Source organism: Nocardia suismassiliense (assembly GCF_900269665.1).
GTDB lineage: Bacteria > Actinomycetota > Actinomycetes > Mycobacteriales > Mycobacteriaceae > Nocardia > Nocardia suismassiliense.
Window position 1 is genome coordinate 5,617,380 of record NZ_LT985361.1, and the last position, 14,918, is coordinate 5,632,297.

Here is a 14,918-nt window from a genome sequence, read left to right on the forward strand (position 1 = left end):
AATCGCAGATCGGCGGACGTGCCGACGAGTTTCTCGTAGGTCGGCAGCGCGGCGTCGAGATCGGCTACGAACAGGCGGGCGTAAGTCTTCAATATCTGCACCTCGGCGAAGCTACGGTGGAGTGCACCGGGTCTTTCGACCCGGTTACCAATGGCCATCTCAACGTGTTCGAGCGGGCGGCAGCCCAGTTCGACGAGCTCGTGGTCACGGTCATGGTCAACGCATCCAAGAAGACGATGTTCACCATCGACGAGCGGATCGAGATGCTGCGGGAAGTCACCGCTGGCATCGGCAATGTTCGGGTGACGTCCTGGCAGGGACTGCTGGCGGACTTCGTGCGTGCGGAGGGTATCACCGCGATTGTGAAGGGACTGCGCTGCGGCGACCTCGATTACGAGCTGTCCATGGCACGGATGAACCGCGCGCTCACCGATGTGGACACGATCTTCGTTGCCAGCGACCCTACCTACGGGTTCCTGTCCAGCTCGTTGGTCAAGGAGGTCGCTGCATCGGGTGGCGACCTCAGCGACCTCCTGCAGCCGGCTGTGCACAATAAGCTGCTGGAACGACTGGTGGAACTGCAGGTCGGGTGGGTGCTCGAGCTCGGCGGCGAGGACGGCTAGGCGCAGCGACCCGAATCGGGGTCGGCCAGACCCCTCATCGACAACAACTCGGTCACAGAATTCAGCAGTGGCGCGACGTGCCTACTCAGCTGGAGTGGCAATTAAGCTGGCGGCCAAGCAATTCGACGATGAGAAAGATCATTGTCATCTTGACAACCAGGGCGACTCCCGAGAGGGTGGCAGGCAGTCGTCACCGTGGGGCGTGGCCAACTACAGGAGGGGATTCGATGTCATTACCAACCACAGCAGGGCGCAGTCCCGCACTGTGGTCAGAAGGCTATGCGGTGATGTGATGGCGGCCGGGGGATACTTCAATCACTACGACGATCCCGATGAGTACTGGGATGAAGAGCCACTTGTACCGACGAGGTCCAACGCCGCTCAGCCCGCTTCTGTGCCCCCTGTCGAGCTTAGACCGTCGTCGGCAGTCACAAAGCCGTCGCCGCCACCGGCTGAGGAATCCTTCGTGGTGGCCGACTCATCCGCAACACCCACCCGTATCGGGTCATCCTTCGCCTCGATGGAACTCGACCGAGGATGCCTCCCGATCCGCATTCTGATTCGTCCACAGTGGGGCCGCTACGTCGCCCCACAAGAGGTAGGCGACGAACTCATGGCGGCCTACAGAGCTGCCGTGGAGAGGCGCCTAGACCAGTTGTACGCATCTGGTCGTCGGCCGAGTCCGCAAGAGATTTCGGAGGCAGCCATCCCGGATCACCGGACGATGCTGATGGTATTGCTCGAGACGCGGACCTGGGAACAATACAGCATCGTGTCCAGCAGTATGATAAACAGCGGCCATTTTGAAGCGTCAGGTCAAGTCATATTTCACGGACAACATCCCGTCAGGATCACCGCTGACGTATCCCGGCTGCTGTCGATCGAGGTGCAAAATGAGTGGGCAGCGACCGCGGAGCCCGATCGAATCGTAGACGAAATCCTGTGGTGCGCTGATCAGATCCGTTCCATGCGTCCGAAGTACATCGTACGGGGAGACTATTCGCGTTATTCGGACGATGATCTTGAATATCAGCTGGACCACCATCGGCTGCGGCTTCTAGAAGAACGGATGGGCAATGGCAGATAAGCTGACCCTGAACCTGAGAGCGATGAGATTGGCCGCCACCAGCTGGGGTGAAGCCGCCGCAAATCTCAAGGCCGGAGTTGAGACAACAAAAAGACTTGAAATCACTGCGTCAGAAGCAGGCACGTTCGCGGAAGCCCTGTCGAAGTATCAACCAGCCCCCGGCTACTTCCGAGACAGGCTGAATGAGGGTGTCACTGTTTTCGAGGACATCGGTAAGGTCCTTAAAACTGCAGCCGACACATATGAAGCGGAAGACCTCGCCAATAAAGGAAAGCTGGCGAAAATCGAGGGGGAATTATGACAGTCGCAGACGACAGGCGCAGTTTGCTCGAAAAGTCATCGTATCTGCGCGCGAAGGTAATCGAAGTGGGAGATCTGCCGGCAAAGGTGGACTCAGCCTGCGGACATCTCGTCAAGCTTGTTCGGGCGAACGGGTACGCCGGCGGGGTTGTCAACCCGGTGGGGGTATTGACCGGGTCCGTGGAAGATATGGTCGACGAGATTTGGGCCGAACGCGACAAGGCAAATACTGCCATTCGAGAAACCTGGCAAAAACTCAAGGCGCTCGAACCAGATCTGGATGTTCCAGTGAAGTTCATCGACGTCGCGAACGATTGGCGCAACCTCAGGAATAATGTGGTCGCCGCAGGAGGCGACTTCATCGACACCAAGCTCTCCGAGTGGTCGGGCGATGCCGCTACCAGGTATGAAGAAATGCGCACAACCAGACAGCAGCCGGCGCTGGACAACTTACCACCAGAATTTGAGAAGATCGCCGTCAGCTTGGAGGCTATTGCTGCGGGGGAACTGACTCTCTATGGGGAGATTGCCACGAAAGTGCAGGAGATGATCTCCAAGGTTGAGGACGGCTTTTTCAGCAGCGTCAAGAGCCTTCTTTCCATATCGTTCTCAGGTGCGCTTTCCGTTGCGCAGGAGCTGGTAAAGGTGGTTGAGGCCGCACGGACTCTCGTCATCGGCCTGGTAAAAAGCATGGGGGAATCCGCAAAGACAAATATAATCGAAGGTAACAAGATATCGCAGATCACGGCGATTCAAAAAGGCCTTCCTGACAACAAATGGCCCAGTGGTGTTAAATCTTCCTACGGTGCTGGTATCGAAGGAGTTCGGGAAGCGATCGGCGACGCGTCTACGAAAGACGGCGACAAATCGGATTGGACGGTGCCTCAGTGAGGATTGGCTTGCTAGCCGTGGTCACCACTGTTGCGCTGGCTTTGGCCGCCGGGTGCTCCTCGTCGCAGCCTGCTGCCCCACCCACGTCGTCGCAGGCTCCACCGCCGATAACGCAGGGAGAACTGTGCAATGTTCTGAAGAACTTCTTCACAACCGAGCTGCACGCAGTCGATGCGCGAACCATCCCAAACATCTCTACAGACGCCCTCCTCAAGCACGGCGGAGTGTGCGAGCTCGCCCAGGGGCAGAACCCAATCGGGAGCTACTCAGTGCGAAACGCACCGGACGACGCGGACCCAACATGGGGTCGCCGCGGATTCGTGATGACGCCAGAGTTGGGCGAGGCAGTATGGGTGTACGACCAGCGAACAGATCAGGGGAACCCTTCAAACACGGTGCGGTTTGCTACCCGGATCAACAAGTGGAACGCAGTTCTCGAGATCCGAGATACCGAAATCCAGACGGACAAGGGCGAACTCCACCTGACAGATGACGACAAGCGCAAATCCGTCAAATTCCTCACTGAGCTGACCACAAGGTTGGCAGTCGATAGGTAGACGATTCGGGCGAGCACCCACCCGACGGCGCCGACGTCTACACGCAGGTGGCCGCCTACCTGAGCCGTCGACCCGGCAGCTAGGTGCTGGTCTGGCGGCTATCGTCGCGGTTCAGGTGAGCTGGTCGAGGAGGGCCGCCAGTTCGCGAGCTTGGAGAACAACACCTATGTGTCCGGCCGGGAGGCTGTGGACGTCGAACGGGTTATCCGGTGTGAGATGGTCGGCGTCGTCGATCATTTCGTGGTCAGGGCTGCGGAGATGACGTTGTCTCGGGTGAGGCGGATATAGCTGCGGGGTATCCGTCCCCATGTGTCGGCGTCGACGCGAGCGTCGGCGAAGCTGGTTTGGGCGCCGTCCTCGGGTTGCATTCCGTAGTTGATCACCGGGAGCATTTGTTCCAGAGTCGCCTCGGGCATGTTGGTCAGCCGGAAATCCTCGAGGGCTTCGATATCGGCCGACCGCAAGTCGAAGCGGATGAGGCCGCGGGAGACCGGCTCCATTCCCAGGAACAGCGAATGGTCCGAGTTCGGTGTGGGGACGTCCTTCATGGCTTCGGGCGTCTGGCTCAGCGCCATGGCGCTGGGGGCCTCAGCGGTGGACGGGCAGAACGCGGAGAGGTAGACGATGCGATAAATGGCCTCGGGTATGGCGTTGCCGACCAGACCGATCGTAATGCCGCCGAGGCTGTGGCCTACCAGGACGACCGGTCCGTGCCGACGTACACGCTGCACCACGTCGATGACGTGGGCGACGTTGTCCTGCACGGTGATCGCGGCCATCGGTGACGGTCCGGCGGTGAAAGCGGCGATGTCGCGCGTTTGATAAGACACAGGAATCGGGGCGTCGAGCCCGTGCCCGGGTAGGTCCACCGGCAGGCTGCGGTGTCCGAGCAATGCCAGTTCGCGGACCACGGGCGTCCAGTAGAAGCTGTTGCTCGTCAGGCCGTGCACGAACACGAATGTCACAGCGGCAGTTGAGGTGTCAGGACGTTGACGGACAGGCTCGGGCACGGATCCCCCCGGATGAGATGACGACAGTTGCTGGGTTCTTACCCACACCGGACTGCGGCCAACCCTCCCGATCAAGCTGGGGCAGGTGATTCGGCAGTTGCTGCGAGGGACCAGACGTGCTCTCGTGGCCGCGTATGCCGAGGAGCTGGCGCGGCTTCTTCGGCTGTGCCCCGACCCGGCCGGTCACCTGCTTTGGAGGTGCACCAAAACCCAGCCACCCCAACAACTTTGCGCACTCGCAGTGTTCAACGTGCCCCGAACATCTGCGTCCACCACGGCCCGGTGTCGAGCAAGGAACTTCCGCGCCCGGTGCCGGGTAGCGCACCGACACCGACCGACTTCCAGGAGCAGTTGAGCAGTTCCTCGCGGTGGCCCGAGCTACTCATCCAGCCCTGCATCGCCTCCTTGGGTGAACTCGCCCCCAGGGCAATGATTTCCGTGACCTCGGACTGATAACCCTGCGCCTTCGCACGATGCTCGGGGTAGCGGTGACCGGGGTCGGGGCTGATGTGGTCGAAATATCTGCGGTCGCGCATCTCTTGGTTGTGCAGGCGCGCGGCGCGGGTCAACCGTTCGTCCAGACGTAGTGGCTGACAACCCTTCTTTCTTCGCTCGGCATTGGTGAGGTCGAGGACCTGCTTTTCCCACGCGGTCGCGCCCTGCCCTTCGCCGGGGGACGGTTCTGCCGGCTCGTCCGGCTTGGTCGGCTCCTCCGGTTTCGTCGGCACGTCCGGTTTCGTCGGCACGTCCGGTTTTGTCGGCACGTCCGGTTTCGACGGCTCGGGTTCGCCGCCCGCGCAGTCGGGTGCCGCAGGCTCGTCGGTTCCGGTGTCGACGAAAGCGTCACTGATCCATCGACCGCTGTCGAGCCGGTCCCACACGTCGGTCGCACCCCAAGCACCCTTGACCCGGTCGCCACGGGTCGTGCAGACGATCGTCACCCGCGCGCCGTGCCGAACTCGGCCGACCTTCGAGCTCCGCAAACTCGGACCGGACCGCAAGTTGACCGGCCAACGCCAGTTCGGCGACTCGACGGTCCCCGTCGCCGGCTCGTCCGGTTCGGCGGTCGCCGGGCCTGCCATCGCACTCCCCGCGACGACAACCCCCACGCACACCGCACCGAGCACGGCACGTGACTGACCGAAGCGCTCCCGCAACCTATTCCACATCTTCGCCCCTGCGTTCATCGACACTGCTTCTCCCACTGCGGATTTGGCGAACGGAGGTGATCGCAATTCCTCCGTACTCGTTCTGATCAGTGTTGAAGCCGCCTTGATCCACCTACCGATCAGTACCGAAGGGTAGGGACCGATAACGGAACGGTCGAGTTGCGTAAGGTCTCGTTAATTCGAGTCAAGGCCAGTCTGAAACCACCAGGAAATAGCGCGGCCGGATCAATGACCAATCGCGCGATAGGTGAGTTGCCGGAACGGAGGGCCGGAACTACTCCGGCACCGCCGATCGCGGCTGTGCCAGAACACTTTCCACCGCAACGGCGACGAAACCGCCGCGGACCACCACGATTCGATCGGCCGCCTCGCTCCAGTACAGGGCCGAGTAGCTGGACCGGTCGTCGAACATCTCCGGCGGCAACGAAATGTAGGTGCCGTCTTCCGGGAAGTAGAGGACCCCGACATCACCCTCGTCGTTTTCACCGAACTTCAACAGCAGACCGCCGTCCGGTCCCGGACGCACGGCCATCACATTCGTCCACGCTTCGACATGCCGGATCGGTGTACCACCGCGATGGATTTCGTACAGGTCGCGGTTGGACAGATAGAAGAATCCGTCGTCCCCCGCTGGCACCGAGGTGAACGCGACGTGCGAGCGCTCGGCGCCCATCTCGAAGGAGCGGACGCAGCCGGTGCCCGTCGCATCGAGCTCGTAACCGTTTCCGTCCCAGATCAATACGGTGCTGCCGTCCGCCAGCCGGGCGCCCCCGGTCATCGGCAGCGCGGCGTCGCCGAGCACACTCTTCACCACGGCGGCAGCCGGAATGCCAGGAATCTGCTCCCACGCACCAGATTCCGCGAGCCACAGCGGACCAGGCAGCGGGTCACCGACATTCAGGCCGCCGAATCTCAGCAGGTGCCGCTTCACCTCGTGCAACACCACGGGACGCGCGCCGAGAACGTAGCATTCGTGCGCGTTGAGGTCGGCCTCGCCCGGCCCCTTGGCCGGCAGTAATTTCGGCGCGTCGTCCGCCCCGTCCACCAGGATCGGCCCGAACACGCGCGGGCGCGCCTTCGTATCGTGGGTCGACATCGCGAGCCATCCACCGGTGGGCGTCCGCGCTGCCGCTACCCAGAATTCGTTGCGCTGCAACGACAAACGCGGCGGCCACACCGCGAGATCCCACAACTCCACCCGCGGATTCTTGCCGTCGCTGTGCGACAGCAGGAAGCCGTCGACGATGTCATCGAGCACGCTCGCGATCGGCGAAGCCGGTGCGGTCTCCACCGCGGCGGCCGGAGTTCCGTCGTTGCCCAGGTACTGCGCCCACATCAGCTCCGGATCGCCCGGGAACTCCCCGGCCGCGGGCACCGCGAGATCGGTTGCCTCCCAATACCCCAGCTTGCGGTCGGCCGCCGCCCGCAGCGTCGCGACGATCCCCCGGTACTTCCGCCGCTCCCCTTTCGACAATGGTACGAGCTGCTCTTGCACCCAGTCCAGCACGTCCGCCACATGATCAGCGGGCACATACAGACCCGTCGAATAGTTCCCGCTGAACCATGCCGACGAAAATTGCCGATGAAGTTGCGGATGCGCCGCAACAACTTCGGTGAACAGCCCGTCCGGCGCGTACTCGGCCTTCGGCACGAACACCGAGTCCGGGAACACCCGCCCTTCTTCGAACGCGAGACTCAGCGCCAATCCTCGCTCGTACCGGTACGGCAACATCGAAGCACTGAACATCACCGCCGCAACGGATACGGCCTCCGCCGCCGCCCGCGCGTCCGCTCCCAGCAACAGCTCCCGCACTCGCCGCCAAAGGTCCTCGGCACCTGGATGCACCCGATCCAACGCTGTCGGCTCGGTAGAACTCCCCAGCAACCGGGGCACGAACTGCTCCCGGATCGCGTCCTCGTCAACCAGATGCAATGTGCAGTCGTATCCCATGATCCTCCACCTCGTCCTGCCCCCCACATGCAACCATGGGCACGGACCCGGTCTCCACCGGTGGGTGGTCAGCACACTCGGCGCAGGCCATTCCGGGCCCGCGCCACGACCGCCGTTCGGCTCGCGGTAGTCAGGAGTCTTGCGCCCACGTCGGGAACTCCCCCGGTGCCAACTCGACGAAGTCCGGCAGACCACGAAGGGCGGCTTCCGCGCCACCGGGGGTATAGGTTGCCACCAATCGAAGCGGGCGCCAGCCGGTGTTGTAGGTGGAGTGCAGGGTGCCGCGCGGTATCCACACTGCGTCGCCGGCCTTGATGGCGAATTCGTCGCCGTCACCGACAGTTTGGCGCCCCTCGCCGTCCACGACATAAAGGATTTCGTCGGAGTCGGGATGGTCGTGGCGGTCGTGGCCTTTGTTCGGGTTGATCACCACCTCGCCGAGCGTCGACGACGCACCGTTGACGTTGTCGGGCGTGACAAGCCATTTGATCGAGCCCCAGTCGAAAACCATTGTCGCGACAGTGTTCGGATCGCGGTACATAAGACTCTCCTTCGTCGAGCCTCGCGGGATATTCGTGACTCACCGGTGGCTGGTGGGGATTTCCTTGAAGGCGCGAAGCTGGTCGGAGATGGCGCGTTCGACGGGCAGCCGCTCCATCGATGACGCACCGAAGAATCCCGCGACACCGTGCGTGCGCTCGAGAATGTAGCGCACGTCGCCGGGATCGGCGATCGGGCCGCCGTGACACAACACGTGGATATCGGGGTCGACCGCCGCAGCCGCGTCACGCATCGCCTGCACCCGCACCACCGCCTCATCGAGAGTAATCGCCGTTGTCGCGCCGATACTGCCCTTCGTCGTCAAGCCCATGTGCGGCACGATGATATCCGCGCCGGCCTGCGCCATCGCGGTAGCTTGCTCCACGTCGAATACATATGGTGCGGTCAGCAACTCGCGCTCGGCTGCCAACCGGATCAACTCGATTTCGAGATCGAACCCCATGCCGGTCTCTTCGAGATTCGCGCGGAAGACACCATCGATCAGACCGACGGTGGGAAAGTTCTGGACACCGGTGAACCCGATTGCGTGGATCTCATCGAGAAACCGCGGCATCTGCCGGAACGGGTCGGTGCCGCAGACACCGGCGAGGACCGCGGTCTGCTCGACGACGGGAAGAACTTCGGCGGCCATCTCCATCACTATCGCGTTGGCATCGCCATAGGGCATCAGGCCGGCGAGGGAGCCACGACCGGCCATCCTGAACCGCCCCGAGTTATAGATGATGATGAGGTCGGCCCCACCCATCTCCGCGGACTTGGCCGACAGTCCGGTGCCCGCGCCGGCACCGATCAGTGGCTGACCGGCATCGAGTTGGCTGCGAAATCCTGCGAGAGCTTGTTCACGATTCACGATGTGCGCTCCTGATCAGTCGGTGCAGATGCTCGGCGGCCGCTGTCGCGAACGCCGAGCTGTTGATGTCCTGGTCGCTATCGATCACCTCGACGCGGGTTCCGGCCACCGCCTCGAGTACCGAGTCGATGCACGCCGCGTCCGCAGCAGGGTCCCAGAATGGTCCACCGTCCACGTCGACCGCGGACAGTCCGCCGCGGGGGATGAACAACGCGGTGGGACCGGTGGCCGCTGCCAGCTTCCGGCCGAGTACGTCACCGATCTGGGCCGCTTCGACGGCACTCGTACGCAGCAACGTGACGGTCTCGTTGTGGACGAGCAGGTTTCGGTCGCTGAACCGCTCCGGCACGGTGTCCTTCGGCCCGAAGTTCACCATGTCCAAGGCGCCGAGGCTGACGACCTGTGGAATGCCCGCCTTTGCGGCTGCGGTGAGCCGATCAGGCCCGGCGGACAACACCCCGCCGACGACCTCGTCGGCGATCTCCGTAGTGGTGAGGTCGAGCACGCCGACGAAGTGCCCGTCAGCGGCCAAATTCTCCATGGTGCGACCGCCGGAGCCGGTGGCGTGGAATACCAGCACCTCGTACCCCAGTTCCGCCAACCGGCGCCGAGCGGTATCCACGGCGGGGGTGGTGACGCCGAACATGGTGGCGGCGACGAGGGGCTTGTCCTGTGCCACAGCACTTTTCGATCGCCGACTCTCGTAAGCACCGGCCATTCCCGCGATCGCAGCCGCGGCGTTACCCAGCACCTGACGGGATATCGAATTGATCCCCGCCACGTCGACGACGCTGTACATCAGCGTCATGTCGATCGTCCCGACATACGGCGAGACATCCCCACCGGCCATTGTCGAGACCAGCAGCTTCGGCAGGCCGACAGGCAACGCTTGCATGACAGTCGCGGCAATCGCGGAACCTCCGCTACCACCGAGGGCGAGCACACCACTGAGCCGACCCTGCGCGTACAGACGCTCGGCGATGGTAACGGCGCCGGCCGCCATCACCGCGAGGGCGACACCACGGTCACGCCGGCGTCTGAGCTCCGTCAGATCGGCGCCCGCCGCGGCAGCGACCGCGGCCGAGTCCACGTCGGCGACGAGGGACGAGGTCCCCAAGACACCGGTGTCGACCAGCACGACGTCCTTGCCGGATTCGACGATCAAGTCACGGACGTACGCGTACTCCTCCCCCTTCGTGTCGAAGGTTCCCAACAGCATGATGGCCATGCGCCACTCCTCCGGGTGATCAGTCGACCAGGTCGAGGAACTCCCAGTGCGCCTCGGGTTGGGCGCCGCTGAGCCACTTTCCGCAATTCTGCAGGACTATCGGGCCCGAGGTGATGTGCTGGGTGCCGGTGTTGAGGTCGCGGAGGAAGCGTTCGATCGGGCCGCGGCGGATCGCGGTTGTCGCTGCCCATCGGTGCACGGTCTGGCCGATGTCGTATGCGGTCCACGTGGTGTGGTTGAGGACCAGACGGATCAGCGTCTCCTGTTCGGTACTCAGCAAGTCACCTGCGGCGAGCGTTTCTTCATTGTCCTGCCAGGCTTGCAGCACCCACGCGCGGGCGGCGCGCAGCCTGGCTTCGGCGGTCGCATAGTCGGCGTGGAATTGCGCGGTGTCGACGGCGGCGTGGAACGTACCCGACTTCTGCGCAGCGTAGAGCTTCAGTTCGTCGAGCAGCCGTCGGCCGACACCGAGTGCCCAGCCGGTGTGCACGATCGCGGACATGTTCACGATGCCGATGCGATAGATCGCGCCGCCGTTGGCGGGGGCCATCGTGGTCGCGCGATACGTGTGCGTCTGCGGCACAAAGACATCGGTGCAGTGATAGTCGATGCTGCTGGTCGCGCGGAGTCCGAGCACGTCCCAGTTGTCGACGAGAGTCACCTGCGACTTGGGCATCGCCAGTATCCGGGGCTCGCCGGTCCCCTCGACCTGGATCGCACTGTGGATATGCGTGGCCAGCGCCATACCGGAGGCGAACTGCCATTCCCCACTGACCAGGTAGCCGCCGTCCACCGGGACCGCCCGGCCGGGCCGGGTGCCATGGCCGGAGAGCAGGGCGTGTTCACCGCCCGCGATATCGGGGAACAGATCAGCGGCCGCGACGGCGCCGAGATAGGCCGCAGTGGTGCCGGTCATCATCTGTAGCGCCATCATCGTCCATCCGGCCGCGGCGTCGTGGTAGCTGAGCCGCTCGATCGTGCGAATCAACTGACGCGGGGAGAATTCGTAACCGCCGAGATTCTCCGGCAGACCTGCCCGGATGATTCCCGTGCCCAGCAACGACTTCGCGACGTCCGCGGTGAGCCTGCCGAGTTCGTCGGCCGCCGCCGCGTCCGCTTCGATGGACTCGCCGAGCGCGTCGATCCGTGCCAGCATCGCCGGGAATTCTTCGCTGATGTGTAGCCGAGCCGAGGCTGTCACACGCTTCCTCCTGGATTCGAAACCACAGTGGGGACGGCACCTTTCGCCAGCCCGGTCGCTCTTGCGCGCCAACCACCACTCTCCGGTGCGAACCCTGCCCGCGCAACGTGCGTGGTCGGCTCAGCGGACCCGTTGGGGACTGGGGAGTTCGCATTCAGCTCGGCAACCTCGATCAGTACCGCGTTCAGGCGCTAGCACCCCCGGGCAAGTTGAATCCGGAGTGGGCTCTGTCCTCCCTTGCTATCCTGATCGGCATCGCGACGTGCCGCCCTCAGCAGAGGTCCAATCCGTAGGCACCGCAACGTATATGGCTCCACGAGAGTGCCGCAGTGACACTCGGTGCACGATCTGACAGTTTCTTCGAAGCACAGCTGACTCGCCGTCGGGACGGGAGACAGAATGAGAAGGTACCTCTCAGCGCTCCCCTGGCTGATCGTTTATGTCGCCCTCTGCGGTGTCGCGACATGGCTGCTGGCGGTCGGTTGGCTGCACGTCTACCCGTAGCGCGCATCACGCGATGGCCCGTAGTTCCTCGGCGGTGATCTCCTCCAGTGAGCGCCTGCGCGTCTCGACCAGGAAGGCGATGCCCGCCGCGGCCGCGATGGTCATCGGGACGGCACTGATGAGCGCGGTCATCGAAATCGACGGTGCCGCAACGGCGAGCACCACGAGCGCGAGCACGATGATGCCGCCCGCCTTGCTCATGCCGGCCGCCAATCCGGTGCCGCGGGAACGTATTCGCGTCGGATACACCTCGGCGCCGTAAGCGACGAGCACCGCCACCACCGAGCTCGCGCCCCAGATCGGTGGAATGAGTAGTGCGTAGAGCAGAGTCTTGTTGTCCGCGATGCGATCTCCGAGCGCGACGAACCCGAACAGTGAAACCGCAAGCAGCGCACTGAGTATCACCATCGTCCATTTCGATGAGCGGTGGTAGCAGTAGGCGACCAGGAAGTTGAGGGGGAAGCCGATCAGCGCGGAGTCGCGCAGGATCTGATCGGCCGAGACGCCGCTGTACCCGAGTTGGCGCAGGTTGGTCGGCAGCCAGAGCTGGAAGCCGTAGACGACCAGGCCGACGCCGAGACCGACCAGCACCAGGACGGTGGTGATCCCACCGAACGGCGCCTGCACCAGACGACGGTATCCCCCCTTGACACCGGATTCGATGGTGAGTTCGGAGTTTTCGACCTCGGTGATCGATGCGTTGTAGACCCGCAGCACCTGCTCTGCCTCCCGGCGGCGGCCCAGCGCCAGCAGGAAACGCGGTGACTCGGGGATCCATCGGGTGAGCAGAATAGTCAGCAGGCCGGTCGGGAACCCGATCAGCCACATCACCCGCCAGCCGTAACTGTCGCCGACGGTGGCCGAGAGCCAACTGGTGATGATGTAGGCGCCCGCGATATCGCCACCGATCAAGACCATCAGCCAGCCCCGATGCCGGGCCGGAATCGTCTCGGCGAGCAGCGTGAACGCGATCGGCAGCATGCCGCCCGCGCTGATGCCCATGATCAGGCACATCAGCAGATTCAGCTCGAAACTCGGCATCGCACCACACACCGACGTGGCCACGAAGAACACCCCGGCCAGCAGAATCGCCGCCTTGCGGCCGATCTTGTCGCTGAGCCAACCCCAGAGGAACGAGCCGATCACCGTGCCGGTGATCCCCGCGAGCGGCAGCAGCGCGGCGGGCAGACCACCACCGGGATTGGTCGCGGTCCGCAACCCGTACTCCTCGGCGACCCCGGGCACGACGAACGCCAGCGTGGTCGGCTTCATCACGTCGATGGTGATCGCCGCGGCCATCACCAGCAACAGAATCACATGCACGCGATTGATCGGGGCGTCATCCAGCGCGCGCACCCGCAGGTTTGCCACCTGATCACGCTGTGCCCCAACAGGAACCAGGCCATAGGCGGTAACGACGAGACCGACGACGATCAACACCATTCCTGCGATCATCGATGTATCCATGGGCATGTCGGCCATGTGATAACCCATGTGCCTGGACTCCCAGTACATCGGAAAGTGCAGCGCGGTGCCCAAAGTTGTTGCGGCGAGCCCGAACCAGAAGGCGCGGGTACGCCGCCGAATAGGCGCCGGACGAGGGCCGTCGTCGGATTGCTCGATCGATGAGTCGAAATGTCTTTGGCTACACACAGATATCTCCGTTCTTTACCGCATGGGCAGCGGGCGAAATGAAAGCGGAACCCACGTACCAAAACGGCAGTGACACGACGAGTAACAGCCGGGGCGTGGCGCGACAGCCGCACCGCAGAGGAGCCGAAAGCCGGGCGATACGCCGGTGGTCATAGCGTGTCGGCATGGCTGAGCCGATCGAGGCGGTGCCGACCGGGCCGAACGGTCGCGGCTCACAAGCCTGCTCGAGTTAAATCGGTGAATGCCGTATTCAAAGCTGCGGCAGTGCCAGCAAAAATGGCGCGGTCCGAATCGTGCGTTCGGTCAGGGTGATACTGATTTCGAGTCGATCGTTTTTCCGGAGTCGGAACTCGCAGATTCCCGTGCGAACATCTCGGGTTACTCGACGATTTCTCTCGTCGCGAACTGTAGAGACCGCGATCGCGCGAGCTATCCATTTCCCGGGCGGTACACAGCTCAAGCTGAAAGCTCCTTGGTTGGCGACGATCAGCAACGCGGCGGCGGAGGTCAGTGGGTTCGCGGCGGGGAATATGCTCATGTACCTTCGGCTCGGTGCCGCTCCCACCGGATCAGATAGTTTGCCGCATAATAACGGCATGCTGGGTTCCCGACCACATTCATGCTGCTCGGACCATTTCAACGGAACCTGCTCGCCGCGGACGTAGCGACGATACTGCGACGGACTCAGTCCGACCGCTTCGGTGAACCTCGACGTGAACGTGTTTTTTTTCAAGCAGAAGACGGCATACGAGATGTCGGACACTCTCATCGAGGTGGAGGCCAATAGTTTCTTGCTTCGCGCCAGACGGATTGCGGCGAGGAAACGGGCGGGTGACCAGCTGGTTTCGGCGCGAAACCGTCTGACGAAGTAAAACTTGCTGCATTTTGCGACGTCGGCGAGGTCATCCAAGGTAACCTGTTGCCCGCAGTTTTCCCACATGTACTTGATGCTGTCAGCAATATGGTCGGACACGAACTCTCCCAAACTCATAACAATCCAGGATGCCTGAGCCGGTGACAGCAGAAGTGAACCTACCGCAGCCGTTCGACTGCGGGATAACTACGAAATAGCGCCTTTGCTAGTGCGAGGAAATATGGCCGCTGCCGCTGATGGTGGATCTGACCGGCCGCCTCTGGCACCGAGGTCGAACCATTCAGGTGTCGCCGCAAAGGCCGCACGCCATTACCAAAATGCCGGTGGCCCCTCTACTGCGGGATGAACGCTCGGCAAGTGCAGCCGTCGAATCCGCAGTGGCGGTTGCATTACTTCCGAGTACCCCCTTAACCCGTAGCCCCGACGCAAGCCCCATGGCCCCGATGCAGCGAGGCAGGC

13 protein-coding genes are annotated in these 14,918 nt (G+C 63.0%); 5 read left to right on the forward strand and 8 right to left on the reverse strand.

Features of this window, described 5'->3' with window-relative positions; genetic code table 11:
* The first annotated feature begins 116 nt into the window (after positions 1-116).
* From coaD to DBO33_RS24985, 5 genes are all read left to right on the forward strand, one after another.
* The gene (gene coaD, locus DBO33_RS24965; protein WP_199857016.1) at positions 117-623 is read left to right on the forward strand and encodes a pantetheine-phosphate adenylyltransferase; all 507 of its coding nucleotides are present in this window, start codon (positions 117-119) and stop codon (positions 621-623) included.
* Between the two features lie 94 nt (positions 624-717).
* Complete coding sequence (locus DBO33_RS43010; protein ID WP_159080482.1) at positions 718-1,710, forward strand: hypothetical protein; 993 nt, start codon at positions 718-720, stop codon at positions 1,708-1,710.
* On the forward strand, positions 1,700-2,011 hold the full coding sequence (locus DBO33_RS24975) for a type VII secretion target (protein WP_107657226.1): 312 nt from the start codon (positions 1,700-1,702) through the stop codon (positions 2,009-2,011). Before DBO33_RS43010 ends, DBO33_RS24975 begins: the two co-directional genes overlap by 11 nt.
* A complete protein-coding gene (locus DBO33_RS24980; RefSeq protein WP_107657227.1) occupies positions 2,008-2,901 on the forward strand; it encodes a hypothetical protein in 894 nt (297 codons plus the stop codon). The genes DBO33_RS24975 and DBO33_RS24980 overlap by 4 nt, the downstream gene beginning before the upstream one ends.
* Entirely contained in the window at positions 2,898-3,458 is a 561-nt protein-coding gene (locus DBO33_RS24985; RefSeq protein WP_107657228.1) for a hypothetical protein, read from the forward strand. Before DBO33_RS24980 ends, DBO33_RS24985 begins: the two co-directional genes overlap by 4 nt.
* A 233-nt stretch (positions 3,459-3,691) precedes the next feature.
* On the opposite strand, the gene DBO33_RS24990 is transcribed toward DBO33_RS24985, so the two are convergent.
* The 8 genes from DBO33_RS24990 to DBO33_RS25025 all read right to left on the reverse strand — a co-directional run bounded on the left by DBO33_RS24990 (position 3,692) and on the right by DBO33_RS25025 (position 13,585).
* A complete protein-coding gene (locus DBO33_RS24990; protein ID WP_159080483.1) occupies positions 3,692-4,423 on the reverse strand; it encodes an alpha/beta fold hydrolase in 732 nt (243 codons plus the stop codon).
* Positions 4,424-4,713: 290 nt separating this feature from the next.
* Complete coding sequence (locus tag DBO33_RS44460; protein ID WP_107657230.1) at positions 4,714-5,655, reverse strand: CAP domain-containing protein; 942 nt, start codon at positions 5,653-5,655, stop codon at positions 4,714-4,716.
* 256 nt (positions 5,656-5,911) lie between these two features.
* The gene (locus DBO33_RS25000) at positions 5,912-7,588 is read right to left on the reverse strand and encodes a hypothetical protein (protein ID WP_107657231.1); all 1,677 of its coding nucleotides are present in this window, start codon (positions 7,586-7,588) and stop codon (positions 5,912-5,914) included.
* Between the two features lie 130 nt (positions 7,589-7,718).
* Positions 7,719-8,129, reverse strand: coding sequence for a cupin domain-containing protein (locus DBO33_RS25005; protein WP_107657232.1), 411 nt, complete (start codon positions 8,127-8,129; stop codon positions 7,719-7,721).
* Between the two features lie 39 nt (positions 8,130-8,168).
* Positions 8,169-8,999, reverse strand: a complete 831-nt coding sequence (locus DBO33_RS25010) for a phosphoenolpyruvate hydrolase family protein (RefSeq protein ID WP_107657233.1) — start codon at positions 8,997-8,999, stop codon at positions 8,169-8,171.
* Positions 8,989-10,227, reverse strand: a complete 1,239-nt coding sequence (locus tag DBO33_RS25015; protein WP_107657234.1) for a Tm-1-like ATP-binding domain-containing protein — start codon at positions 10,225-10,227, stop codon at positions 8,989-8,991. The genes DBO33_RS25010 and DBO33_RS25015 overlap by 11 nt, the downstream gene beginning before the upstream one ends.
* A gap of 19 nt (positions 10,228-10,246) precedes the next feature.
* Positions 10,247-11,428, reverse strand: a complete 1,182-nt coding sequence (locus DBO33_RS25020; RefSeq protein WP_199856751.1) for an acyl-CoA dehydrogenase family protein — start codon at positions 11,426-11,428, stop codon at positions 10,247-10,249.
* A 510-nt stretch (positions 11,429-11,938) separates the two neighbouring features.
* Positions 11,939-13,585 carry an MFS transporter gene (locus DBO33_RS25025; RefSeq protein ID WP_159080484.1) on the reverse strand — a complete coding sequence of 549 codons (1,647 nt, stop codon included), beginning with the start codon at positions 13,583-13,585 and terminating at the stop codon, positions 11,939-11,941.
* Positions 13,586-14,918: the final 1,333 nt, after the last annotated feature.

Excerpts from the sequence above, each read along its gene's own strand:
- DBO33_RS24975 (WP_107657226.1), top strand. The coding sequence starts at position 1,700 with ATGGCAGATAAGCTGACCCTGAACCTGAGAGCGATGAGATTGGCCGCC.
- DBO33_RS24980 (WP_107657227.1), top strand. The coding sequence starts at position 2,008 with ATGACAGTCGCAGACGACAGGCGCAGTTTGCTCGAAAAGTCATCGTAT.
- DBO33_RS44460 (WP_107657230.1), bottom strand. The coding sequence starts at position 5,655 with ATGAACGCAGGGGCGAAGATGTGGAATAGGTTGCGGGAGCGCTTCGGT.
- DBO33_RS25000 (WP_107657231.1), bottom strand. The coding sequence starts at position 7,588 with ATGGGATACGACTGCACATTGCATCTGGTTGACGAGGACGCGATCCGG.
- DBO33_RS25005 (WP_107657232.1), bottom strand. The coding sequence starts at position 8,129 with ATGTACCGCGATCCGAACACTGTCGCGACAATGGTTTTCGACTGGGGC.
- DBO33_RS25015 (WP_107657234.1), bottom strand. The coding sequence starts at position 10,227 with ATGGCCATCATGCTGTTGGGAACCTTCGACACGAAGGGGGAGGAGTAC.